At 61.3% G+C, this 23989-nt stretch carries 22 protein-coding genes; 9 read left to right on the plus strand and 13 right to left on the minus strand.

Translation table 11 applies throughout. The features are described from left to right. Positions 1–8: 8 nt before the first annotated feature. The 5 genes from AC1Z24_RS10700 to AC1Z24_RS10720 all read right to left on the minus strand — a co-directional run bounded on the left by AC1Z24_RS10700 (position 9) and on the right by AC1Z24_RS10720 (position 5738). On the minus strand, positions 9–1178 hold the full coding sequence (locus AC1Z24_RS10700) for a branched-chain amino acid ABC transporter substrate-binding protein (RefSeq protein WP_483745614.1): 1170 nt from the start codon (positions 1176–1178) through the stop codon (positions 9–11). 549 nt (positions 1179–1727) lie between these two features. Further along, positions 1728–2831 (minus strand): DUF2817 domain-containing protein, encoded by a 1104-nt coding sequence (locus AC1Z24_RS10705; RefSeq protein WP_483745615.1) that lies wholly within the window; start codon positions 2829–2831, stop codon positions 1728–1730. Between the two features lie 69 nt (positions 2832–2900). Beyond that, positions 2901–3740, minus strand: a complete 840-nt coding sequence (locus tag AC1Z24_RS10710) for a phytanoyl-CoA dioxygenase family protein (RefSeq protein WP_483745616.1) — start codon at positions 3738–3740, stop codon at positions 2901–2903. A gap of 5 nt (positions 3741–3745) precedes the next feature. After that, complete coding sequence (locus AC1Z24_RS10715) at positions 3746–4525, minus strand: ABC transporter substrate-binding protein (RefSeq protein ID WP_483745617.1); 780 nt, start codon at positions 4523–4525, stop codon at positions 3746–3748. A 37-nt stretch (positions 4526–4562) separates the two neighbouring features. Next, positions 4563–5738, minus strand: a complete 1176-nt coding sequence (locus AC1Z24_RS10720; protein ID WP_483745618.1) for a M20 aminoacylase family protein — start codon at positions 5736–5738, stop codon at positions 4563–4565. Positions 5739–5938: 200 nt separating this feature from the next. On the opposite strand from AC1Z24_RS10720, the gene AC1Z24_RS10725 reads away from it, so the two are divergent. Beyond that, entirely contained in the window at positions 5939–6853 is a 915-nt protein-coding gene (locus tag AC1Z24_RS10725) for a LysR family transcriptional regulator (RefSeq protein WP_259100502.1), read from the plus strand. 221 nt (positions 6854–7074) lie between these two features. Here the strand turns inward: AC1Z24_RS10725 and argE are convergent, their stop codons facing one another. The 8 genes from argE to AC1Z24_RS10765 form a co-directional block, all read right to left on the minus strand. Continuing rightward, positions 7075–8220 carry an acetylornithine deacetylase gene (argE, locus tag AC1Z24_RS10730; RefSeq protein WP_483745619.1) on the minus strand — a complete coding sequence of 382 codons (1146 nt, stop codon included), beginning with the start codon at positions 8218–8220 and terminating at the stop codon, positions 7075–7077. Then, the gene (locus tag AC1Z24_RS10735; RefSeq protein WP_483745620.1) at positions 8221–8895 is read right to left on the minus strand and encodes a DUF1028 domain-containing protein; all 675 of its coding nucleotides are present in this window, start codon (positions 8893–8895) and stop codon (positions 8221–8223) included. Positions 8896–9059: 164 nt separating this feature from the next. Continuing rightward, complete coding sequence (locus AC1Z24_RS10740) at positions 9060–9506, minus strand: type II 3-dehydroquinate dehydratase (RefSeq protein WP_483745621.1); 447 nt, start codon at positions 9504–9506, stop codon at positions 9060–9062. A 15-nt stretch (positions 9507–9521) separates the two neighbouring features. Then, a complete protein-coding gene (locus tag AC1Z24_RS10745) occupies positions 9522–10136 on the minus strand; it encodes a glutathione S-transferase (protein ID WP_483745622.1) in 615 nt (204 codons plus the stop codon). Between the two features lie 27 nt (positions 10137–10163). After that, positions 10164–11195 (minus strand): NAD(P)H-quinone oxidoreductase, encoded by a 1032-nt coding sequence (locus tag AC1Z24_RS10750; protein ID WP_483745623.1) that lies wholly within the window; start codon positions 11193–11195, stop codon positions 10164–10166. Between the two features lie 13 nt (positions 11196–11208). Beyond that, on the minus strand, positions 11209–12333 hold the full coding sequence (locus AC1Z24_RS10755; protein WP_483745624.1) for an ABC transporter ATP-binding protein: 1125 nt from the start codon (positions 12331–12333) through the stop codon (positions 11209–11211). Positions 12334–12361: 28 nt separating this feature from the next. Beyond that, the gene (locus AC1Z24_RS10760) at positions 12362–12787 is read right to left on the minus strand and encodes a RidA family protein (protein ID WP_259100488.1); all 426 of its coding nucleotides are present in this window, start codon (positions 12785–12787) and stop codon (positions 12362–12364) included. 135 nt (positions 12788–12922) lie between these two features. Next, positions 12923–14173 carry a flavin-containing monooxygenase gene (locus AC1Z24_RS10765; protein ID WP_483745625.1) on the minus strand — a complete coding sequence of 417 codons (1251 nt, stop codon included), beginning with the start codon at positions 14171–14173 and terminating at the stop codon, positions 12923–12925. 319 nt (positions 14174–14492) lie between these two features. Between AC1Z24_RS10765 and AC1Z24_RS10770 the strand changes: the two genes are divergently transcribed. The 8 genes from AC1Z24_RS10770 (at position 14493) to AC1Z24_RS10805 (ending at position 23949) form a co-directional block, all read left to right on the plus strand. Then, positions 14493–15467, plus strand: a complete 975-nt coding sequence (locus tag AC1Z24_RS10770) for a LysR family transcriptional regulator (protein WP_483745626.1) — start codon at positions 14493–14495, stop codon at positions 15465–15467. Positions 15468–15884: 417 nt separating this feature from the next. After that, positions 15885–17408 carry an amino acid ABC transporter permease/ATP-binding protein gene (locus AC1Z24_RS10775; protein ID WP_483745627.1) on the plus strand — a complete coding sequence of 508 codons (1524 nt, stop codon included), beginning with the start codon at positions 15885–15887 and terminating at the stop codon, positions 17406–17408. A gap of 34 nt (positions 17409–17442) precedes the next feature. Beyond that, positions 17443–18315 carry a phytanoyl-CoA dioxygenase family protein gene (locus AC1Z24_RS10780; protein ID WP_483745628.1) on the plus strand — a complete coding sequence of 291 codons (873 nt, stop codon included), beginning with the start codon at positions 17443–17445 and terminating at the stop codon, positions 18313–18315. 27 nt (positions 18316–18342) lie between these two features. Beyond that, positions 18343–19176 carry an ABC transporter substrate-binding protein gene (locus AC1Z24_RS10785; protein WP_483745629.1) on the plus strand — a complete coding sequence of 278 codons (834 nt, stop codon included), beginning with the start codon at positions 18343–18345 and terminating at the stop codon, positions 19174–19176. A 58-nt stretch (positions 19177–19234) separates the two neighbouring features. Beyond that, on the plus strand, positions 19235–19981 hold the full coding sequence (locus tag AC1Z24_RS10790) for a class II aldolase and adducin N-terminal domain-containing protein (RefSeq protein ID WP_483745630.1): 747 nt from the start codon (positions 19235–19237) through the stop codon (positions 19979–19981). Between the two features lie 308 nt (positions 19982–20289). Next, positions 20290–21477 (plus strand): MFS transporter, encoded by a 1188-nt coding sequence (locus AC1Z24_RS10795; RefSeq protein WP_483745631.1) that lies wholly within the window; start codon positions 20290–20292, stop codon positions 21475–21477. 257 nt (positions 21478–21734) lie between these two features. Then, positions 21735–22736: an ATP-grasp domain-containing protein gene (locus tag AC1Z24_RS10800; RefSeq protein WP_483745632.1), complete on the plus strand. Its 1002-nt coding sequence runs from the start codon at positions 21735–21737 to the stop codon at positions 22734–22736. Between the two features lie 67 nt (positions 22737–22803). Further along, positions 22804–23949 carry a trypsin-like peptidase domain-containing protein gene (locus tag AC1Z24_RS10805; protein WP_483745633.1) on the plus strand — a complete coding sequence of 382 codons (1146 nt, stop codon included), beginning with the start codon at positions 22804–22806 and terminating at the stop codon, positions 23947–23949. Positions 23950–23989 lie beyond the last annotated feature (40 nt).

A 23989-nucleotide genomic window follows, 5' to 3' on the forward strand; every position in this document is an offset into this window, starting at 1 on the left:
CGGGTGGCTCACAGGCCCTTGAGCTTGCGTGCACCGCTGGCGTACTCGCTGTCCTGCCAGGGCACCCACTTGCCGTCCTGCACCACATAGCTGGTGATCAGCGGCACGATGTTCTGGCGATGATCGTCGAAGGTCACCGGGCCGATCATGGTGCTGGCATCCTTGGTGTGGTTGAACTCGTCACGCACCTTGCGCCGGTTCGGCCCGACCTTGTCGATGGCGTCCATCAGCAGGTTGGTCGCGACAAAGGCGAACGGCCCGTAGGCTTCAGCGGGCTGGGCGTATTTCTGCTCGGCATAGGCGGAAAAGAAGGCCGGGCCTGCAGCCAGTTTTTCCCACGGGGCGCCTTCGATGAACGACAGCGACCCTTCGGCCAGGGCTGCGCCGGTGCCTTCAATGTAAGCGTCCGACTTGATCCCCGAGGTGCCCTCGAACTGTGCCTCGATACCCAGCTTCTCCATTTGCGAGCGGATGCGGATACCGATGGGTGTCAGGCCGCCGAAATAGATCACTTGTGGCTTGAGCTGCTTGATCTGGGTGAGTTCGGCGGTGAAGTCCTGCTGATCGGCGGTCACACCGAAGGTGCCGACAATCTTGCCGCCAGCCTTTTCCAACGCTTCGCTGAAATACTTGTTGTGGCCCTTGCCGTAGTCGGTGGTGTCATGAATCACCGCAAAGCTCTTGTAGCCATGCTCGACCATGAACTTCGCCGCTTCCTGGTTCTGGTTGATCATGGTGCCGTTGACGCGATGCACTTCCTTGAAGTCGTTGGCGTAGGTGATATCCGGCAGTACGGCGCCCCAGACAATCACCGGCAGGTTGAACTTGTGATAGACGTCGACCGCACTCATCGCCACGGCCGAGCAGAAGTGGGTGATGCCGCCGACGATGTCCTTGTCCGACGCGATCTTGGTGGCGATCTGCACGCCGACGTTGGGCTTGCACTCGTCGTCCAGGGACACCAGTTCATATTCATAGGGGCTGTCGGTCTTGGCGTTGTGCTGCTTCACGGCCAGTTCACTGGAGTTGCGACCGCCCAGGCCGATGGCCGAACTGCCACCGGTCAACGGGCCGACAAAGGCGATCTTGACGACATCCTTGGCCAGCGCGAAAGGCGCGGTGAACAGGCAGGCCGAGAGAAGGGCAGGCAGCAGCGCAATGGTGATCTTGGTACTCATGACGTCTCCTGGGGAATAACCGCGCCGGCGGATGTCGGCTGTTTTATAGAAATACTATCTTGTATACAAGATGGTATTTATTGGAAAGCAACAAGGGTGCCAGATCAGGTGCTTGTGTCTGGGAAGCAGCGTTCAGGGCTGAACAGGTTGGGTGCAGGGGTATTCCGGGAAGAAGGAAGTTGCGGTTGTTGTCGACGGAACTGTCGCCAAGGAGTTCAATCGGGCACCGCTTTAGTGCCAGTGGTCGACGCGGGTGCTTGGGGTAGTCTACTTAGGTGTGGGAGCCGCCTTGGTGGCGATCGAGTGCGCAGCGCTCGCAACAATGTCAGCGCTTGATCCGACGCTATCGCCCGCGGTGTCTTTGATACAGCGCTTTCGCGCACAAACATTTGACCGTAGGACCGGCTTTAGCCGGGAGAGCGTCGTTTGCCTCACAGGCGTCCTCCCGGCTAAAGCCGCTCGTACGGAATCGCTCTCTCCAATTCATATAGTTGCGCCGTGTTCGATAGGCGCGAGGATGGTGCCGGGTCAGCGGTCTGCGTGGGCATATCAACGTTTGCCCAACGCCCCCAACGCCCGCTCCCAAACCTGCCGCGTACGCACCCACACGACGTCCTGCCAATCCCTGTCGGCCGGGTAGAACTGTTCCAGCAAGCCGCGCTTGATGGCGCTCCCGGTGTCATCACAAGGGTCGCCGTGCAGGTGCAGCCACTGGTCATCGCGCAGGTGGCGGTGCACCTCGGGGCCGGGATAGGTGCCGCATTCGATGACGAAGGGCATCAGTTGGACATTCGGCATCGCTTCGATCAGCGCCTGTGAGGTGTAGCCGGTGGAGGTGGCCGCGACGCCGGTATCGCTGACGGTGTTGATGCCGGTGATCAGGGTGTAGAGCCAGGGGCCGAACAGGGTCTGGGCGGCGGGCAGGGCGGGGTAGGCGGCCTGGGTGATGGTCATCAGCATCGGGTGGCCGTAGTCACCGGCACCGGTATGCAAGTCGAAGGTCATGACCACTTGGGCATCGGCCAGGTGCGTGGCGATGATCTGGCGCAGGGTGCGATTCGACCAGCTTGGTTCTAGACCACCGAAGAACAGGCCATCGGCGAACTGGTATTGTCCGGCTTCGACGATCGACATCAGTCCCGGCCAGCCGTGCTCATCAATAAGCGCGGCGAAGCGTGCATCGGCCTGGTCGCGCTGCCGGCCCTGGAGCTGGGTGCAGCTATAGATGTCATGCACCGCCGCGTAGGCCGGGTTGGCGGGCAGCGCCTTGCTGAAGTCGAGGTAGTTGCGGTTGAGGTCGATATTGTCCTCGTTGACCCGCCGCATCCAGGCGGTGCCCCAGGGGTTGATCAGGTGGATCATCAGGACGGCGACGTCGTCGGGCAAGGGGCGGCCCTTGAGTGCTTCGAGCCAGCTGCTCTGGCAGTCGGAGCCATAGTACCCCTCCACGCCGTGAGTACCGCTCAATGCCACTAATACCCGTTTGGCCTTGGGGTCGCCCAACAGTGCCACATCGGTGCTCAACTCCTCGCCAAACGGCCCGGCCAGGGGATGGGCATAGCGGGTCAGGGTGGCTCCTGCAGCCGTGGCCGCCTGGAGAAAACGCTCACGCAGGATGCGATAGCTGGGACTGGCAAGGAACGGGCTGGGCATGGCGGGATCTCTCGGATAAGCAAAAAAAGTGGCGCCTGGGGATGTTACAGGTGACGGCCATGCACCGGCTCAACCGAGCAGCAGTGGAAACAGTGGATGGTCCATCACCGCGCCGTCGGCCAGGGTTTCACGCAGCCCCGGAAACTCCGGCGAGGTTACCCAGGGTCGCGGCGCATGGCGTACATCGTCACCCAACAGGCGCACCGAGAATGCCCGGCGCCTGTGGCTGCCGTCCACACCGGCGGAGGCATGCAGGGTCAGCATATTGAAACAGACCATGTCGCCGGGTTGCAGCGCCCAGCCGAGAATGGGGAAATCCTCGCGGTGCTCTTCGATCTTTGGCAGGTCAGCGAGGCTGCCTTCGGCAAACCACTTGGCCTGGTTGTCCATGAACGAGCGCGGCATCAGCCAGGGCCCCAGATGGGAGCCCGCGACAAACTCAAGGGTCGCGGCCCGGCTGACCGGATCTACCGGAATCCAGAAGCTGATGGTGTCGGCGCCGCTGATGTTGTAGTAGGGCTGGTCCTGATGCCAGGGCGTGCGCTGGCGGGTATTGGGCTCCTTGACCAATACATGATCGTGGTAGAGGCGTATCTGCTGGCTGCCGAGCAGGCGCTGGGCGATGGATGCCAGCGCCGAATCATGAATGAAGCGCTTGTAATGGGGATTGTCCTGCCAGTTGCAGAAGTCCTCGAAAAACCAGCCCGGGTCATCCGCACTGCTCGCGACTTTGGCTCGCGGGCTTGGCTGGGCAAGGTTCTGCTCGATGCCGGCCTGCAGCTCGGCGATTTGCGCGGCCGTGAAGGCGTTGCGAATGCACAATGCGCCATGCTCGCGAAAGAAACGCTGGGCATCGCTGCCCAGGTCATTGGTCGAAAAGTCGCCATCGGTCAGTGCGAATCCGTTCATCGCAGTCATTCACCCGAAACGTCGTAGCTGAAGTATTTACTGGCGATACGCTGGTATTCGCCGGAGGTATGCAGAGCAGCGATTGCGCTATCCAGTTGCGTGCGCAGAGTTGCGTCGTCCTTGCGGATACCAATGGCGACGCCGTTGCCGATGATGCTCTTGTCGGTGATCGGCTCACCGGCAAAGGCGAAATCCTTGCCCTGGGGCTTTTGCAACAGGCCGCTGTCGCCCTGGGCCGAGGCCTGGAACGAGGCATCCAGGCGCCCTGAGGTCAGGTCGGCAAAGACCTGGTCCTGGGTCTGATAAGACTGGATGGTGGCGCCGGCCGGAGCCCATTCGCTCTTGGCATAGCTTTCCTGTAACGAGCCCTGCACCACGCCAATGGACTTGCCCTTCAGTGCCGCCGGGGCCGGTAGCAGGCCGGAGCCTTTCCTGGCGATCAGCGAGGACGGCGCCACATACAGGTGTCGGCTGAAATCGACCTGCTGACGACGCGCAGGGGTGTCGCTGAAGGCCGACAGAATGCCGTCGAACTTGCGCGCCTTCAGCCCCGGAATCATGCCGTCAAAGGTCTGTTCGACCCACACGCAGCGGGCCTTGAGTTGCGCACACAGGGCGTTGCCCAGGTCGATATCGAAACCGGCCAGCGAGCCGTCCGGCTGTTTCTGTTCGAAGGGCGGGTAGCTGGGGTCCACTCCGAAACGGATGACCTCTGCGGCATGGCCCGAGGAGGCCAGCACCAGCCCGCTGATCAGAGCGGCGTATTGCAGATTGATTCGCAGCATTTGAGGCCTCGTGAAGGTCGACAGGGTTTGGGGGAAATCAGCTGCGTGGCGCCAGGTAGGCCTGGGTCAGTTTGATCCAGTAACCGGCGCCGCGCATGAGGATGTCGTCGTTAAAGTCGTAGCGAGGGTCGTGAATCATGCAGCTCTGCTCACCCTCGCCATTGCCGATGATCAGGTAGCAGCCGGGCCGTTCGCGCAGGAACCAGGCGAAATCTTCGCTGCCATTAAACGGCGCAATATCGGTCAGCACTTGCTCATCGCCCAGCCAGTCCCGCGCGACTTGAGTGGCGAACTCGGTCATGGCCGGGTCATTGATCAGCAGCGGGTAATCGGCGCTGTAATGCACCTCGGCGCGGGCCCCGAAGGCGTCTGCCTGGGCATGGATAAGATGTTTGATTCGGGCCTCCAGGCTGTCGCGCACGGCGTTGTTCAGGGAGCGCACCGAGATCAGCATGTCAGCGTTGTCGGGGATCACATTGGAGGCCTTGCCGGCAGTAATGGAGCCGACAGTAATCACGCTCATTTCCTGAGGCGAGACGTTGCGCGAAACAATGGTCTGCAAGGCCATGATGATGCTTGCGCAGACCACCACCGGATCGACGCATTGATGGGGCATGGCGCCGTGACCGCCGTGGCCGTGCACCGTGACTTTGATCTGATCGGCCGAGGCCATGAACGCGCCGGCACGAAAGCCCAGCTTGCCAGCAGGGTAGCCGGGCATGTTGTGCATGGCGAACAAGGCGTCACAGGGGAATTGTTCGAGCACACCTTCCTGGATCATTCGCCGGGCGCCGGCCAGGCCCTCTTCGGCGGGCTGGAAGATCAGGCGCAGGGTGCCATCGAACTCAGTATTGTCGGCCAACACCCTGGCCGCGGCGAGGAGCATGGTGGTATGGCCGTCATGTCCGCAGGCGTGCATTTTGCCGGGGATCTGGCTGGCGTAGGGCAGGCCGGTTTTTTCCAGGAGCGGCAGGGCGTCCATGTCTGCGCGCAGGCCCAGGATCCGGGAACTGCTACCCTTCTTCAACGTACCGATAACGGCTGTTGCGGCTATTCCACGATGTACCTCGTAACCCCATTGCTCAAGACGCTCTGCCACCAGGTCGCTGGTGGCGTATTCCTCGTAGCCGAGTTCAGGGTGAGCATGGATGCGCTGGCGCAATTCGCGCATCTGCCCGTCGATGGTCTGCAATTTTTGCTGGAGGTGCGGCATTGGCAGGATTCTTCCATAGTCTGGGCCTGGTCGTGGATTGGCGGCCTGAACCGCTGATTCACGCGCTCCACGGCGGAGCAGGCGCTTTGTTCTGGGGCGTCAATGCGGCGTCGCGTGGCCCAGCATAGGCGCGTGGGCCGGGGCCAAAAAGGCAATCGGCGTTGAACGCGGCAACCCAGGGTTAACAACGGCAGGTATCCATGAAGTTCTATCAACTCAACGCCCTGGTGGCTGTCGCCGACGCAGGCAGTATCCGTGGTGCGGCCAAGCGTCTGGACACCTCGCCTGCGGCGGTGACCAAGGCCGTGCAGAAGCTGGAAAGCGAGATTTCCCTGCAACTGCTGGTGCGCAACACTTCGGGTATTGATTTCACCGAAGCGGGAAAACGCCTGCTGGTCCAGGCGCGCTTGCTGGTCGCACAGATGGACAGCGCCACCCATGTGGTGGCCGATTGCAAGGGTGAGCTGACCGGGCGGCTGTCGGTGGCGGTCACGCCCTGGCTGGCCATGACCCTGTTGCCCCAGGTGATGGTGAAGTTTCGTCAGCAGTTTCCCCATGTGCAGTTGGAGCTGCACGAAGGCCTGCATTCGATTGCCTATCCACGGCTGCGCGATGCCAGCCTGGACCTGTTTATCGGCCGCCTGGACAGCCAGTGCTCCAACGTCGATCTGAACTACGTGCCGTTGTTCACCGCAGATTGCGCCGTAGTGGCGCGGCGCGGACATCCCTTGGCCGATTGTCGCTCCCTGGACGAACTGGCCTTTGCCGACTGGATCATGTCCGCCCGCCACGATGGCGAGTTCGTCGCCCCGGGCCACGTGCATTTTTCCCACTCGCTGTCGATTACCCTCAGCCTGCTTCGCGATACCGACATGCTCAGCATCTTTCCCTGGCCATTGGTGGAGGTCTGCGCCCAGCGCGAAGGCCTGTGCACGCTACCCCTGCGTGATCCGGTGGGCAGCGCCCTGGTCGGCGCGATCAGCCGCAGCGGCCAGCCCTTGCGCCCGGCTGCGGAAAAATTCCTGGCCTGCCTGATCGACACCATCGAGCTGGAAATGAATGCACCGCAGTCGCCTTATCGGCGGATGTTGCAGACGGTGGAGTGGGTGAGTTGAAGGTGATCGTCGTTGGCGCCAGGCTTGCCCGCGAAGGCAATATTCCGATCGCTGGAGCTGCGTCGGCTGTACCGGCCTATTCGCGGGCAAGCCTCGCTCCCACAGGATTTATGTTTGTCGCATTTTGTGGGATGCCGGCTTGCTGGCGATGGCGTCGGCACAACGCCTGATTATTGCGAGCGTTTCGCACTCGATCACCAGCAAGCCGGCTCCTACGGGATCTACCGCAACGCCAGAATCAACCGCTCCAGCATCCGGTCACAACCCTCAAGCTGTTCGAGACTGACAAACTCATCCGGCTTGTGCCCCTGATCCATGCTCCCCGGCCCGCACACCACAGTCGCAATGCCGGCAGCGTCAAACAGGCCGCCTTCGGTGCCGAAGGCCACGGTGGTGAATTCGCTTGAGCCGCAGCACTGGGCGATCAGTTTGGCGGCTTCGCTCTGGGCATCAGTAGCCAGGCCGGGATAGGACGACAGCTCGGAGAAACGGATACCGCTCGCAGCATTGACCGCCTGCATTTTCGGCACCACCTGTTGCTGTGCGTAATCCTGCAATTGCCGGGCGACGTCCTCGGCGTTCTGGTCGGGCAGGGTGCGGATTTCGAAATCGAAGCGGCAGTCGGCGGGGACGATATTCAGCGCTTTGCCGCCCGCGATCACGCCGGTCTGTACGGTGGAGAAGGGTGGGTCGAAGCGCGGGTCCTGCAGGTGCTCGGCGCGCAGGCTGGAGCCGATGCGGCCGAGTTCGCCGATCAGCTCGGCGGCATACTCGATAGCGTTCACCCCTTGCGGCGCGTAGGCGGAATGGCAGGCGGCGCCGTGTACGTCGCAGCGCATCGCCAGTTTGCCTTTGTGGCCGAGCACCGGCTTGAGTTCGGTGGGCTCGCCGATGATGCACAACGCCGGTTTATGCGGGTGCTGAGCCAGTTCAGCGAGCAGGCTGCGCACGCCCAGGCAGCCGACTTCTTCGTCATAGGACAGGGCGATATGCACGGGCATGCGCAGCGGCTGGGCCAGCAGTGCCGGCACGGCCGCAAGCACGCAGGCGATGTAACCCTTCATGTCGGCGGCGCCACGGCCATACAGCTTGCCGTCCTTTTCGCTCATCTCGAACGGCGGCACCGTCCACGGCTGGCCATCCACCGGCACCACATCGGTATGCCCGGACAGCACCACACCGGGCCGATCATTGCTGCCGATAGTGGCGAAGAGATTGGCCTTGCTTCGTTCGTCATTGAAGATCAGCTCGCAGGGCACCTGATGACGGGCCAGGTAGTTGCGCACGAAGTCGATCAGTTGCAGGTTGGACTCGCGGCTGGTGGTATCGAAACCGATCAGTGCGGCCAGAATCTCTTTGCTGTTCATTCACTCGTCTCCCGGTACGCCATAGCTTGGTGCCTTGGTCGGGTCGAGGGCGCGGGTGAGGTAGTCCTGCATCTGCGGCTTGTAGTCGGTCCATAGTCCGGCCAGTACGCCCACCGGGTCTTGCTCGGCCCAGTCGACGCGCAGGTCGATGATCGGCCAGCTCACATCGCCCACCACCTTCAGCGCTGCCGAGTGCACCGGGCCGGCTTCGCCACCGGCGGCCAGCGCGGCCTGCATGGCGGCGATCAGGCGATCGGCCAATGGCCCGCCGGTAGTTTCAAAGGTCTTGACCAGGGCATCGATGACGCTGCTGTCAGCCAGCATATTGCCTGCGCCGACGCATTGCTCTCCGGCGACCGCGTGGTAGCAGCCCAGAGTCTGGCTGCCGCTGAAGAACGCGGTGTTGCCTTGGCTGTCGATGCTGGTGACCTGGCGGAACTGGCTATAGCTATCGTATGTCGGCACTGTGGCCAGGGCTTGTTCCGGGGACAGCCCGCTTTGCAGTTGATCCAGTACATGACTGCCCAACGCTGGCAGTGTGATGTTCTGCGTCGACACCGCGCCTACGCCGGGACGCAACCAGGGGCAGCGCGCGCCCACGGCGATGCTCGATGAGCTGATGGCGATGCCCAGTTGGCCGGTTTCGGCGCAACGGCCGATGATTGAAAAGGTCATGGTCTGTGATCCTGTCGGGTACTGACCGCCATGATGGAATGGCACGACCGATCCGGTAAAACAGCCTTTGCCGGGCTTCTGCATCAGGATTTCCGATGCAGTGCCCGCCCCGTCAATTCAATACCTGCGAATCAGGCTCGAGAGTTTGCCGACCAGCGTCGACGTCAGGGTTCCTGGCCCAGCAACTCGGCCACCGCTGTCAGCGCCAATTGATAACCCAGGGCACCGAGCCCGGCGATCACTCCGGTGGCGGCCTTGGACACGTAGGAGTGATGACGGAAGCTCTCGCGCTTCCAGATATTGCTCATGTGCGCTTCGATGATGGGGCCGTCATAGGCCAGCAGGGCATCGAGAATCGGTACCGAGCTGTAGGTCAGGCCGGCGGCATTGATGATCACGGCGTCGGCGTTCAAGCGTGCTTCCTGAATCCAGTCCACCAGCACGCCTTCATGGTTGCTCTGGCGAAACTCCAGTTGCAGGCTCAGCTCGGCGGCATGGCGTTGGCAGCGCGCTTCGATGCTGGCAAAACTTTCGCTGCCATAGGTGCCGCTCTTGTCCAGGCCGTAGAGGTTGGCGTTGGGGCCGTTGAGGAAAAACACGGTGCGGGGCATGGCAGACTCCAGGGCTTACTCAAAAGGGCGGGTGGCGACCATCGCCGGGTGCTGATCGAATTCAGCAAACCAGGCGGCTGCGGCCGGGTGCCCGGCGCGCCAGTTCAGGCTGGCAAAGCGAAAGTCCAGATAGCCCAGGCCGCAGCCAAGGGCGATCAGGCCGATATCATCGGGAACATGGCTGAAGTGCGGCGCCTGTTTCTCGATTTCCGCGAGGGCGGCCCAGACCTTGGCCAGTTGTCCGTCGAGCCAGCCATCCCATTGTTTGTCGGCGGGCCTGGCGACGGCTTCGTAACGGGCCAGCATGGCAGCATCCAGCAAGCCATCACCGAGAGCCTGGCGGGTCAGGCTCAGCCAGCGTGGCTGGCCTTCGCGTGGGAACAATGAGCCAGCGGCCCGGCTGTCGAGGTATTCGCAGATTACCCGACTGTCATAGAGCATCAGGCCATCGGCAGTCTGCATGGCCGGAACCTTGGCCAGGGGGTTGAAGGCGGCGATGCGCTCATCGCGGCGGACTGGATGGGCAGCCGATTCGAGCTTCTCGATCTGCTCGCTCAGGCCCAGGCAATGGGCGGTGACCATGACCTTGCGCACGTAGGGTGAGGTCGGGGCGAAATACAGTTTGAACATGGGCGCGTTCCGCTCGTGGGTGTCGGATTACAGGGCCGGGTTGATCAGCAGCACTTTGCCGAGATTGGCATTGCTTTCCAGCAGGCGATGGGCGTCGGCGGCACTCTCCAGAGGCAGACGGCTATGGATCAGCGGGCGCACCTGACCCGACGCCAGCCACGGCAGCAGGTTTTCCCTGATGCACGCTGCCAGGCGCGACTTCTCCGCACTGCTCTTGGGGCGCAGGGTGGAGGACGTGAGGCTCAGGCTCTTGCGCATCAGCAGTTGCAGGTCCAGTTCGACCTTCGCCCCTTGCAGGAACGACAGGCTGACGTGACGCCCACCCGGAGCCATGGCTTCCAGGTTACGCGCCACATACGGACCGCCGACGTTGTCGAGCACGACATCGACGCCGCGCCCTTCGGTGCATTGGGCGATCACTTCGACGAAGTCCTGCTCATGGCGATCAACCGCGCGCCAGACCCCAAGTGCCGTCAGCATGGCGACTTTCTCTGCGCCACCGGCAGTGGCAATGACCCTGGCCCCGGCGGCATGGGCGCACTGCACGGCAAAGCTGCCGACACCGCTGGCGGCGCCATGGATCAACACCGTATCGCCCGCCCGCAGGCGGCCCAGCTCGAACAGGTTATGCCACACGGTAAAGGCCGCTTCAGGCACGCCAGCGGCATCTTCCAGGGGCAGGCCAGCGGGCACGGGCAGGCAATGCGTTGCCAAAGCCACGCAATATTCGGCGTAACCGCCACCATTAAGCAAGGCCATGACCCGATCCCCAGGGACGAAATCGCTGACGCCACTGCCCACGGCCATGACTGTGCCCGCTGCCTCCAGGCCCAGCACATCGGTAGTCCCCGGCGGGACCGGCATGCCGCTGCGCTGCATCAAATCCGGACGGTTGACGCCGGCCGCCGCCACCCGAATCAGTATTTCGCCCGCCTGGGGTTGGGGCATCGGCCGCTCGGCGCTCTGTAGCACGTCGGCTGTTCCCGGTTCGCGAGCAATAACGGCGCTGATGGTTTCAGGCAGCAGGCTGTGGCTGACAGAATGGTGGATAGCGGTCATGGGGTACTCAGACTCAAGGGATAGGCAAGACAGCGGCGGCAAAGGCGCAGATGCCGTCGCTGTTGAAGCTCAGGCCAGCGGCGGAACCGACCGGCCAGCGGGTCAGGGCAGCGAGGCCGGACTGACGAACGAACAGGCGGTTCTGGCCCAGGGCCGGGACGTCCAGATGAATGTCGACGTGATCACCCTGGAACACATGGGTGACCACGGTGGCACTGAGCAGGGTGTCCGGTCCCAACGGGGCAAGACGAATGTTTTCCGGGCGCACATAGATATTCACGCGCGCGCCGACCTCTGCATGAACTTGCTCGGCCGGCAGGCGCAGGATGGTGTCACCCATGGCCAGGACCACTTGGTCGTCGCGACTCAGGTAGCGCCCGGAGAGGATATTGACGTCGCCGACGAAGCTGGCCACGAACGGGTCCCGGGGGCGGCGATAGAGGGTGTCCGGAGTACTGATCTGCAGCACATGCCCGGCGCACATGACCACCACCCGGTCGCTCATGCCCAGGGCTTCATTCTGTTCATGGGTAACGAACACCGTGGTCACCCCCAGCCTGCGCTGGATGTCCTTGAGTTCGCTGTGCATCGACAGGCGCAGAGTTTTGTCCAGCGTCGAGAACGGCTCGTCCAGCAGTAACACCTTGGGCCGGACTACCAGAGCCCGTGCCAGAGCCACGCGCTGTTGCTGGCCGCCGGAGAGTTCCTGGGGGTTACGCTGGCCAAAGCCCGGCAACTTGACGAGGGTCAGGGCCTGCTCGACCCGGTCGGCGATTTCGGCCTGGGCCACGCCGCGCAGCTGCAAGTCGTGGGCGAGGTTCTGCGCCACGCTCATATGAGGCAGCAGCGCGTCGTTCTGCAACACTAGGCCGATTTCCCGCTCATGGGGGGCAAGCTCGCCGACCCGCTGGCCGTCGATAAAGACCTCGCCGGTGTCGGCTTCGACAATGCCGGCGATCAGTTTGAGCAGGGTGGTTTTGCCGCAACCGGACGGCCCCAGCACAGTGATGAATTCACCTTGGTGAATTTTCAGCGAGACCTCGTGCAGGGCGATGGCGTCCCCGAAGCGCTTGAGCACCTTATTCAATTGCACGGCTACGATCGCAGGTTCCGGGTTCTTGATCTGGGCAGTTGCCATGGGCGCTCCTTTGCTCGAGGGAAAGATTTCAGGCCCCGGTCCAGTCGTCCGGAATCACCGCGATCACGTCGATTTCCATCAACCATTGCGGTTGACCGAGACCGGAAATCACTAGACCGGTGGAGATGGGGAATACACCCTTGAGCCATTTACCGACTACCTGATACACCGGCTCGCGATAGCGCGGGTCGATGATGTAAGTGGTGGTTTTGACGATGTGGGACAGGTCCGAGCCAGCCTCTTCAAGCAGTTGCTTGACGTTTTTCATGGCCTGCTCGGCCTGGGCCGCCGGGTCGCCGAGGCCGACCAGATTGCCGTCGAAGTCAGTGCCAATCTGGCCACGCACATAGACCGTGTTGCCAGCGCGTACGGCCTGGCACAGATCGTTGTCCAGGCTCTGGTTGGGGTAGGTCTGCTTGGTGTTGAACATGCGGATACGCGTGTGGGTTGGCATGCCGTGAGTCTCTCGAATAAGTGAATGGGCCAAGCTTCACATTGCCCCGGCTTTGCCGAAACCAGCATTTGAGCAGGGCAATGCTTAGGAAAAACCGAAGCCCGGGATTGGCCAGTCGTACCACCGGGCGAGGCATCAGGACGGCTCGTAAGCCATGTAGTCGTTTTGCAGGACGATGTGGTCGGCGATGTATTTCGCGTCATGCCACACACCGTAGATAAACGAAGACGCACGGTTGACCAGGTTGGGCAGGCCGAGGAAGTAGATGCCGCTTTCGGCGCAGATCCCGCGCTTATGGAAGGGCTCGCCCTTGTCGTCGAAGGCGTTGACCTGCAGCCAGCTGAAATCGAACTTGAAGCCGGTGGCCCAGAGAATCGTGGTGATACCGGCCTGCTCCAGATCCAGGCTCAGGACCGGGTTGGTCAGGCAGTCTGGATCAGGCAACAGCTCCCAGGCGTCGGGTTCTTGCGGGAATGGCAGGCCGTTTTGCTCGATATAGGCATCGGCGTCGCGCAGCACGTCGAAGTACGCCTTGTCGCCTTCAGCGACGTTGGCGGCCAGGCCCGGTTCGAATTCCATGACTCCGTTGTTGCAGGATTTGGTCAGGCCAACCAGAGTGATGCCTTGATGAGCCAGGCGACGGAAGTCCACGGTCTTGCCGCCCTCATAACCGCTGACGGCAAAGGCCACATGCTTCTTTTTCGGCGTGATGCGCACTTCGTCCCACAGGCCCAGGGCACCCAGCCACCAGCAGTAGTCGCGACCGCGATACGAGCGAGGAGGGCGATAGTGTTCACCCACCGACAGGTATACGGTCTTACCGGCCTTTTGCAGCTCTTCGGCGATCTGCGAACCGGACGCACCAGCGCCCACCACCAGTACCGCGCCCTCGGCCAGTTGGCCCGGATTCTTGTAGGTGCAGGAGTGTAGTTGTTGGACCTTGACCTGCTCGCAGACGATGTTCGGCATGGCCGGGCGCTGGAACGGGCCGGTCGCCGCGACCACGTTGGCTGCTTCGATGATGCCGTCCGACGTGGTTACCTTGAAGCCGGGGCGACCCACGTGGCGCTCGACCTTGAGCACTTCGACGCCCGTGCGGATCGGCGCCTTGAGCATGGCGGCGTAGGCTTCAAAATAGTCAGCCATGCGCTCTTTCGGCGGGAAGACCTCCGGGGAAATATTGCTGAATTTCATGCTCGGAAAACGATCGTGCCAGGCCGGGCCGTTGGCGACCAGCGAGTCCCAGCGCTCCGAACGCCAGCGTTCGGCGATGCGGCTGCGCTCCAGAACAATGTGCGGCACACCCATGAGTGAAAGATGCTCGCTCATCGCGACACCCGCCTGGCCTGCGCCGACCACCAAGGTGTTAATTGTTTCAACTGACATTTGAATTTCCTAAAGAGAAGCGACCTTGATCGGTTTCGCCGATGCCGTGGGCACCGACAGCACGTCGAGAAGGCACAGGAGCCTTGCAGACTTCATTCATCCACGGCGGCCAGTGTGATCAAGGGTGGTTCTGATAGGAATTCTGCTTTTTGAACGTAGAGCTTAGGAAAAACCGAACCCCGCTTAAGCCTGTGGAACGGGATGATTGCATCTCGTCGCGTGCAGCGGCGTGCGCGGACTTCCCGGCATGAACTCTGCAACGTGGTCAATTCAGGGCTGGCACAGTTGTTCGTCAACCCGTTCAGATGTGGAGGGCTTCATGCTCAGTCGTATTACTCAGCGCCAGCTGGAATATTTCGTCGCTTCCGGGGAGGCCGGCAGCATCAGCGCGGCGTCGGAACGCATTCATGTGTCGTCACCTTCTATATCGGCGGCGATCACCCATATGGAGGCCGAACTGGGCATTCAGTTGTTCATCAGGCACCACGCCCAAGGGATCTCCCTGACGGCGGTGGGGCGTCAGGTCATGCAGGAAGCCAAGTTGATCCTGGAGCAGATGAGCAACCTCTATACGATTGCTTCCGAGTCGCTCAACACTGTGCGTGGGCCATTGCGCGTGGGTTGCCTGCACTCCCTGGCACCGATGATCACCCCCGAGCTGGTATTCGGGTTCGGACGCGCCTTTCCGGGGGTACGCATCACTCAGGTGGAAGGCGATCACGAGCAGTTGCTGGAAAAACTGCGCAGTTCCGAGATCGATATTGCCCTGACTTACGACCTTGTCAGCAGCGCCGATATCGACTTCCAGCCGCTGGCCAAGCTGCCTGCGTATGTCATGGTCGGTGACTATCATCCCCTGGCCAATATGCCCGCAGTGACCACCCAGGACCTGGAAAACTATCCCATGGTGCTGCTGGACATCCCCTGGAGTCGGGAATATTTCCTCGGCCTGTTTACCCAGACCGGCACCACGCCGAACGTGGTCATGCGCTCCAGCAATCTGGAAACCGTACGGGCCATGGTCGGTAACGGCGTGGGCTTTACCATTGCCAACGCACGGCCCAAGGGCAGCATCTCCCAGGACGGCAAGCGCCTGATCCGCATTCGTCTGTCCGGCGACCTGCGGCCCTTGCAGCTCGGGTATGCCACGGCCAACAACGCCCAGTTGTCTAGGGTGGTCTCGGCCTTTACCGAGCGTTGCCGCATGTTCGTATCCGACCAGTACATCCCCGGCATGGCCGCGCCGAGCTTCTTTGATCCCCATACCGTACGGGCGAGCGCCGATATCGGCTGAACCGCCTTGCACCACTGTCGATCATCCCTCGTAACAACCTCTGCTTCGGATTTTCTCGCCCCAGTTGTAAATCAGAAACGAATTTAAGCAACGGCCCCGAGCCTGCAGACTTTCAGCAAGAGATAAGCCCAAGGACGACCATGGACGCGCCGCACCACTGTGTGGCGTCCGCGCGGAGCGTGGAATGGTTGGCGCTCCCTTATGGGGCGATTTTCCGGTGGGCCGGTCAGGCGCGCAGCACGACACATAAAAATGTCATGCCGCTGCATCGGTTCTGCCTACGCACTGGTCCAGTTAATCCTAATTGACCGTGAATGCTTCTGTCCCCGAACCTCGTTTCAACGGTGCATACCGTCAGACGTGTTCGAGTGGGGCGTCCGGTTGCACTTTCTGATTTTTTTGTTGAGCGCGGCGACGATGACATTCGACTGGAATTACATGTTTGGTTTGCTGGCCGATGCCGAGTTCTGGCGAGCGACCTGGACCGTTATCAAGCTGAGCTTCGTGACCTGGGTACTGAGTATCGGCCTGGGCTTTTTCGTGGCCCTGGCCAAGCAGTCGAAACGTGCGCTGCTGAACGGTCCGGCCCGCGCCTATATCTGGCTGTTTCGCAGCCTGCCGCTGCTGGTGCTGCTGATCTTCGTCTACAACATTCCCCAGGCATTTCCTGCCGCGTCGGCGGTGCTGGGCGACCCGTTCTGGGCCGGTCTGCTGGCCATGGTCCTGTGTGAAACGGCTTATGTGGCAGAGATCCATCGCGGCGGTCTGCTGTCGATTCACAAGGGCCAGGCCGAGGCGGCGCGTGCTCTGGGCCTGAAGTTTCTCGGCACCCAGTGGCGCGTGGTGATTCCCCAGGCCCTACGGGTGGCGCTGCCGTCCCTGGCCAACGAATACATCTCTATCGTCAAGCTCAGCTCCCTGGTCTCGGTGATCTCCCTGACGGAAATCCTCATGGTCGGCCAGCGCCTGTATTCGCAGAACTTCCTGGTCATGGAGACCATGGCGGCGGTGGCGTTCTATTACGTGCTGATCGTTACAGTGTTCGACTACCTGCTCAAGCGTCTGGAGAAGTTTCTCGACGTCAATCAGCGCAACGTTTCTCGCGTACCCGATGCCGAAGTCCTGGCCCTGGCCACCCAGCAACGTGCGGTGGCGCAGCGGGCGCCGAGCAGCGAGCCACAGGTCCCGGCGCTACAGGCCAGCCGTCTGCATAAGGCTTATAACAATGTCGAGGTGCTCGGCGCGGTCAGCCTGCAGATTCAGCCCGGTGAAGTGGTCTCGGTGATTGGCCCGTCCGGCTCGGGCAAGACCACCCTGATTCGCCTGCTCAATGGCCTTGAGCAGATCGACAACGGCGACATCAAGATCAATGGTCAGCCGTTCATTCACCTGAGCAAACAGGGCGCTTCGATACCGCAATATGTGGAGCACGCCGAGCATCGCCTGAACATCGGCATGGTATTCCAGAGCTTCAACCTGTTCCCCCACCTGACTGTGCTCGACAACTTGCTGATGGCGCCGCGTTACCACCGCCTGGGCCGTATCGAAGAACTCAAGCAACAAGCCTACGCCCTGCTGCACAAAGTGGGAATGCTCGACCACGCCTGGAAGTACCCGCATCAACTGTCCGGTGGTCAGCAGCAGCGCGTGGCGATTGCCCGGGCCCTGATGATGCGTCCGCAGATCATGTTGTTCGATGAGCCGACCTCGGCCCTGGACCCGGAGAAGGTCAACGAGGTGTTGCAAGTCATCGAGGCTCTGGCAAAGGAGGGCATCACCATGGTGATCGTCACTCACGAGATGAATTTCGCTTTCAAGGTTTCCGACCGGATCGTCTTCATGGAGAAGGGCCGCGTGGTTTGCGATGACAAACCCGAGTTGTTGCGCAGTGGCCACAACCCTCGCGTCGAAGCGTTCCTCAAGGATGTATCGCTGGCATGACCCTTAATTTTTCAGGTTGCAGGAAGAGCAGAACATGATCGAGCAATGGCAGGTTGAGCAATTTCACCGGGATGGCGTTCTGGTGGTGGAAGGGGTCCTGACGGCTGAGGAAGTGGCAGCGCTGCAACACGACTTCGACCAGTGGGTAGAAGAGAGTCGCGGCCATCAGCAAGGCTGGGGCGAAACCATCGACGGTCGTACGCGCTTCGATCTGGAAGGCGATCACCGCGCTGATCATCCGTCGTTGCGTCGGGTCAGTTCGCCGACCGAAATTTCCCCGGCCTACCGGCAGGTCGCGTTGCAGTCGCGCATGGCCGCGATTGCTGCGCAGTTGATCGGCGCTGGCGGCACACGTTTCCATCACAGCAAGATCAACTCCAAGCTGCCCCACACCGCGACCCAGGTGAAGTGGCACCAGGACTTCCTGTTCACGCCCCACAGTAACGACGACATCGTCACCGCGCTGTTAATGGTCAGCGAAGTGACCCCGCAGAACGGCCCGCTGAACGTGATCCCCGGCAGTCATAAAGGCCCGCTGTGGTCGCACTGGCATGAGCAGCGCTTCACCGGTGCGGTGGACGATCAAGTTGTCGAAGAGCATTGCCAGGAGCCGGTTGCCTGCTTCGGCCCGGCCGGTTCCGTGTGCTTCATGCACACACGTTTGTTGCACGCTTCAAGCCCTAACGAGACCGAGCTGCCGCGCACTCTGTTCATCAGCGTCTATGCCGCTGAAGACGCGCTGCCATTCGGCGAAAACCCTCTGCCCAGTCAGCACTCCGGCCTGATGGTGGCCGGTGAAGAAAGTGGCCTCGTGCGCTCTACGAGCAATCAGATGCGCTTGCCGCAGAAGCCTCGCGGTGCCTCTTTCTTTGTGCAACAGGCTGGCCAGGACCAAGCCACTGCCTAATTTCTCTCAACCTTGCGGGTATTCATAATGACAGCGATGCATAAGTTGGTTCGTCCTATTGCCCTGAGCCTGATTGGCGCTGCGGTGGCGATGACCTCATTGGCGGCCTCGGCCTTCCAGCAGGATGGCAAGATCGTCGCCGGTTCCGACGTAACCTTCTTCCCCTACGAGTACATGGACAACAATCGCCCGGCCGGCTTCGATATCGAGTTTCTCGACGGTCTGGGCAAGGTCATGGGGCGTAAGGTGGAAACTGTCGATACACGCTTCCCCAACCTGATCACCGGCCTGCAGGGTGGCCGCTTCGACGTCACCAACTCGTCGATGTACATCACCGCCGAGCGAGTGAAAGTCATCGACATGATCCCTTACCTCAAGAGCGGCGAATCCATCCTTGCGCTCAAGGGTGGCGAGTTCCAGCCCAAGCGTCCGGAAGACTTCTGCGGCCATAAGATTGGTTCCATGGCCGCCACTTCCTGGCTGGCGCAGATGAACACGCTCTCGGCTGAGTACTGCGTCAAGAATGGCCTCAAGCCCATCGCGATCAGTGAGTACGCCACCGACCCGCAAACCACCCAGGCCATGCTCGCTCACGCCGTTGAAGCGCAAATCACCGACGCCGCCGTGGCCCGTGGCGTGGTCGACAAGCTCGGCGGTCGCGTGGTGATTTCCTCTGACAGCCTGATCTATCCGGTGCTCAACGGCTTTGGCGTGAAGAAGGGCAACGACGAGGTCAAGAAGGCTCTGGTCGAGGCCCTGGGCAAATACCGCACCACGCCTGAATACGCGGCGCTGCTGAAGAAGTACAACTTCCAGGCACCGACCGATGAAGACATCGCGACCCTGATGCCTAAACCCTGATCAGCGCTTATAGCGTGTGCCGCACTGCGGTGCGGCCACGTCCTGCGGAGAAAGATTCATGTCGTTAACTTTGGAAGAGCAGGCCGTCGAAAAGCAGGCTCGCGTCGATCTTGCGGCGACCTTCCGTATCGTTGCCCACCTGGGCATGCATGAAGCGGTGGCCAACCACTTCAGCGCCGCAGTCTCGGCGGACGGTAAAAAATTCCTGATCAACCCGAAGTGGAAACACTTCTCGCGGATCCGCGCCAGTGACCTGTTGCTGCTGGATGCCGATGATCCGGCCAGTGCCGAGCACCCGGACGTTGACTCCACCGCCTGGGCCATTCACGGGCAGATTCATCAGCGTCTGCCGCAAGCTCGCGCAGTGTTGCATCTGCACCCGGTCTACACCACTGCGGTGGCCTGCCTGGCCAAGCCCCAGGTGCTGCCGATTGACCAGAACACCGCGCGCTATTTCAACCGTATTGCCGTGGACGAAATGTATGGCGGCATGGCCGATACCGAGGCCGAAGGCGAGCGCCTGGCCGGGCTGCTGGACGGCAAGAGCCGGTTGCTGATGGGTAACCACGGGGTCATGGTGATTGCGCCGAACATCGGCGAAGCCTTCGACGATATCTGGACCCTGGAACGGGCCTGCCAGATGCTTGTCACGGCATGGTCGACCGGTCAGCCGTTGCGTGTGCTATCAGACGACGTCGCCGAAAAAACCGCCAAGGGTTGGGAAAAAATCACCGACTTCTCTCGTCGTCATTTCGAAGAAATGAAACAGCTGATGATCGACGCCGATCCTTCGGTTCTTGACTGACAGGGGGCTGGAACCAATCAGGTGGGAGCCAATTCATTCGCGAATAGACCCGTACATCCGACTTATTAGTATCGTCTGAAATCCCGCTTTTGCGGATAAATCCCACGGGGTTCAGCTGATCCGCCTGGTTGCACATCGCTTGATAAAGGGCTGGGCCAGCCTCTCATTCCAGTTCAGATGATGGCGTGGTGCCTCTTTGCGAAAGGCCGGATAGATGCAGTTTTGCTAATCCTTACTCCTGAACTGCACTAACCAACCCTGTCCATGGTCATGCTAAAAAAGCCATCCCCTCCCATGGATGGCTTTCAATGGACAGTTTGCCCCCGGCTAAACGCGACACTCACTTCGGCGCGTTCTGTATAGCCAGTTTTCTGCTGTCGATTGCTTACGGCTCGACCTTTCTCTTGTCGTTGCTGGTGAGTTCCTTTGGTGGCAATGAACGCAATGCCGGGCAAGTCTTTGCCGTGGCAATGCTCAGTACGCTGGTCACGGTGCTGTGCTCCGGTCATGTCTTGCAGCGTTTGGGTGCCCCGCGTTGCATTGCGTTGGGGGCGTTGTGTCTGGTCGTTGCGTCGCTGGGGTTTGCCCTGGTGCCGGGCTTGGGCGTTGCCCTATTGATGTGTGGCTTGCTGCTGGGTATTGGCTGGGGGCTGTTTTATACCGTCGGGCCGATCATGGTGGCCGGGATGGTCGAGCCCGCCCGTCGCACTCACTGCTTTGCATTGCTGTCGGGCAGCATGTTGACGGGTATTGGCAGCGGTCCATTGGCGGGCAAGTTGGCCGGGTATTTCGGGCTGCCGGTGCAGGCCGCTTTTTTCTGCGCGGCTATGGCTGCGATTTTGGGTGGCGCTTATTTCTGCTGGCTGGACGCGCGCGGTGGCGAGTCGGCGCACAGGCCCACGACCCCGGTGCATATCAGTTTTGCATCTGCCGCTCTGGTACTGCGTTCGCGCTCGGCCTTTTCCATTGTGATGGTGGGTCTGGGCGGCGCGATCTTTGGTGGCCTCTGCAGTTTCCAGACCAGTTATTGCGCCACCCTCGGCCTGGACTACTCGCTGTTCTTCACCGGCTTCATGGGCGCGGCTATCGGTTGTCGCCTGTTTGTGTCCGGATGGCTGGTCAAGCGCAATCCCTTCGCCGCCTCGGCGGTTTTGACCACCTTCATGCTGATCGCCGTCAGCGGTTTTGATATCTGGGTCCACGACAGTCTCAGTTATGTATTGACCGCAGCCTTGCTTGGCGTGGGATACGGCTTGAACTACTCGGTGATCAATGGCCTGGCTGCCAATGAAGCGCCTGCGGGCCTGACCGCACAGGCACTGTTGCTGTTCAGCCTTGGCTATTTCATTGGTGTATTTGGCTTTCCTTTCATTGCAGGGAAGGTGATTGCCGACAGTGGCGTGCACGGAATGTTGCTGGGGGTGGGGGCGATCGCCGTGCTGGTGTGGGTTTTGAGTGTCGGACGTTGGGTGCGCGCGGTGCTACAGACTCGTTGAGATTGTGGCTATATGCCATCTTGATAAAGCCGCTCCCGGCTATAAAAACTGTGCGCCCGTTCTCTTTCGTTCGGGTTACGTTTTGAAACTATTGTTTACCCGCCGTGTACTAATACACGCCACTGGTTGGACTTTGCCTTAGGCATAATGGCGCCCTTTAGCGTGCCCGTCCGCCATCCTTCAAGAGATGCCCACTGTTTTCGGGGCCCGCCTTGACCTCGTCTTCATCCATTCGCATGCCTGAAAGGTGTTTTTCAATGATCTGGTTTCTCGAAGGGCAGGCCTCTCAGCGCGACGTCATTATTGGCGCCCGCGATGCTTTGCCTGCGGGAACGCGGATTGTTGCGTCTCATCGACGTGATCGACCGGAGATCACCGGCGAGGCCGATCTGGCATTGCAGGAGCCCGAGGACCGTGAAGAACGCCTGGCCTGGGTGATCGAAACGGCGCGAGCCCATTCAGTAAAAGTAGTAGTCGCCGGGCGGATTGGCGGTTCCTACGAAGCCCATCGCGCCGACTTCGAAGCAGCTGGCCTGGCGCTGGTGACCGGCGGTAGCTCTGCGCGCACTTTCGAGCTGGTAGACGACAAGAGCCAGTTCACCGCCGAGGCAGAGCGGGTCGGTCTGGCCTGCGTCCCGGCGATTACCGTGACCAATGCCCAGGAGCTGACCCGGGCCTATGAGAGCCTGGCGGCCCTTGGCGAGGTCTGCATCAAGCCCGCCGTAGGTATCTATGGCCAGGGGTTCTGGCGTTTCAAGGATGGAATCGATTCATTCCGCTGCTTTGCCAACCCGGATGCCCGTGAGGTCGATTTCGCCGCCTACCTGCAGCTTTACCAGACCCAGGCAGATCGCCCGGCGATGCTGGTAATGCCTTATATGGAGGGGCTGGAGTGCTCCGTCGATATGGTCTGTGAGGCGGGGCAGGTGGTCGGGTTCGTCGGCCGCCGCAAGCAGGGCGTGCACCAGACCTTCGAGCGCGACAGCGCGGCGGTCAGGCTGGCACTCAAGGCGGCAGAACATTTTGGTTGCGACGGCATTGTCAATGTGCAGACCCGTGACGATGCCGAAGGGGTGCCGCATCTTCTCGAAATCAATCCGCGCTATTCCGGCGGCATCGGCTACACGCGCGCGACCGGCATCAACCTGCCGGGCATCTTCGCCACGCGCCGCCTGGGCTACGCTGAGCCGGTCAGTGCCTGGATCGATGGCGTGCGGGTCAAGCCGATCACTGTTGCAGTAACGGTCCCGGCCTCATGATGGCCATCGGTAGATCAACGACGCAGCGCAGTATTGACGCGCACATTCATACTCATGGAGTGAGAGCATGCTTCTGGCAACAGGCGCCAATGCGGTTTTAGCGTCAGCCGACACCGGCTGGACGCTGGAGGTCGATCAAGCGGCGGCATTCGGTGCTTCTGCGGCCATTGCCTTGTTGCCGATGGATGACAAGCGCCAGCCCAAAGGTACGCCTGCGCTGTTCCATACCCCGCAAGCCGAGTGGATGGAGTGGAGCGGGGAACCGGCGAAAATCGGTTGCCAGCTCAAGTTGGCGAATCTGCCGACTGGCAGCGACCGCGTCCTGCTGGTGGTCTACAGCTTTGCTGCGATTGGACCGGTCAGTGAATTGGGCGGCCTGCGCCTGCAAGTGGACGGGACCATTGAGCACCACCTCGATCTGCGCAACAACGGCGAGGCGGCAATCATCGTTGGCGAGTTCTACCTGCGCGGTGGGCAATGGAAGTTTCGCGCGCTGGCGGAAGGCTCGGCCTACGGCCTGGCGGCCATGGCACGGCGCCTGGGCATCACCATCGATGATGGCAACCCTGAGCGCCGCGGCCCCGGCCATGATCGCGCCCGGCCTGGCGATGGTTCAGGCGGCGCAACAGGCACCGGTTTCGCCGTTGCAAGCGGCGTGGTCCTGACCTGCGCCCATGTGATCGAGGGTATGCAGAACATCCATATCAGCTCGTTCAACGGTCGCTATGCGGCAGAGGCTGTGATGGTCGACAGCCGAAATGACATGGCACTGCTCAGGGTCCAGGGTGTCAATCTTGAGCCGGTGCGTTTTTCCGGCGGGCCGGGCTGCTCGCTGGGCGACTCCGTCGTCGCCATTGGCTACCCGTTGTCCGGCCTTGCCGGGGGGGGCACCCACGTGACTCAGGGCGGTGTGTCTGCGCTGTTCGGGCTGCATAACGATTCGAGCCTGTTGCAGTTCACGGCGGCGATTCAGCCGGGGTCCAGCGGCAGTCCATTGTTCGACTCCGCCGGCGCGGTGATCGGCATGGTCACCTCGTCAGTGCCGGATGCGCAGAACATGAACTTCGCGGTGAAGTCCAACCTGCTGCTGTCGTTTCTTGATGCCTGCCACATAACAGCCAGCAAAGACTTGGAGAAACCGTCACTCAATGCCGCCGATATTGCTCGTCGGGTCCAGCCGTCGCTTTGGAAGGTCGAGGCGCGCAGTCACTAGAACCGTTCACTGTTTATCGCGCACCTCAGTTACATCACCA

Source organism: Pseudomonas sp. JL23 (assembly GCF_056933585.1).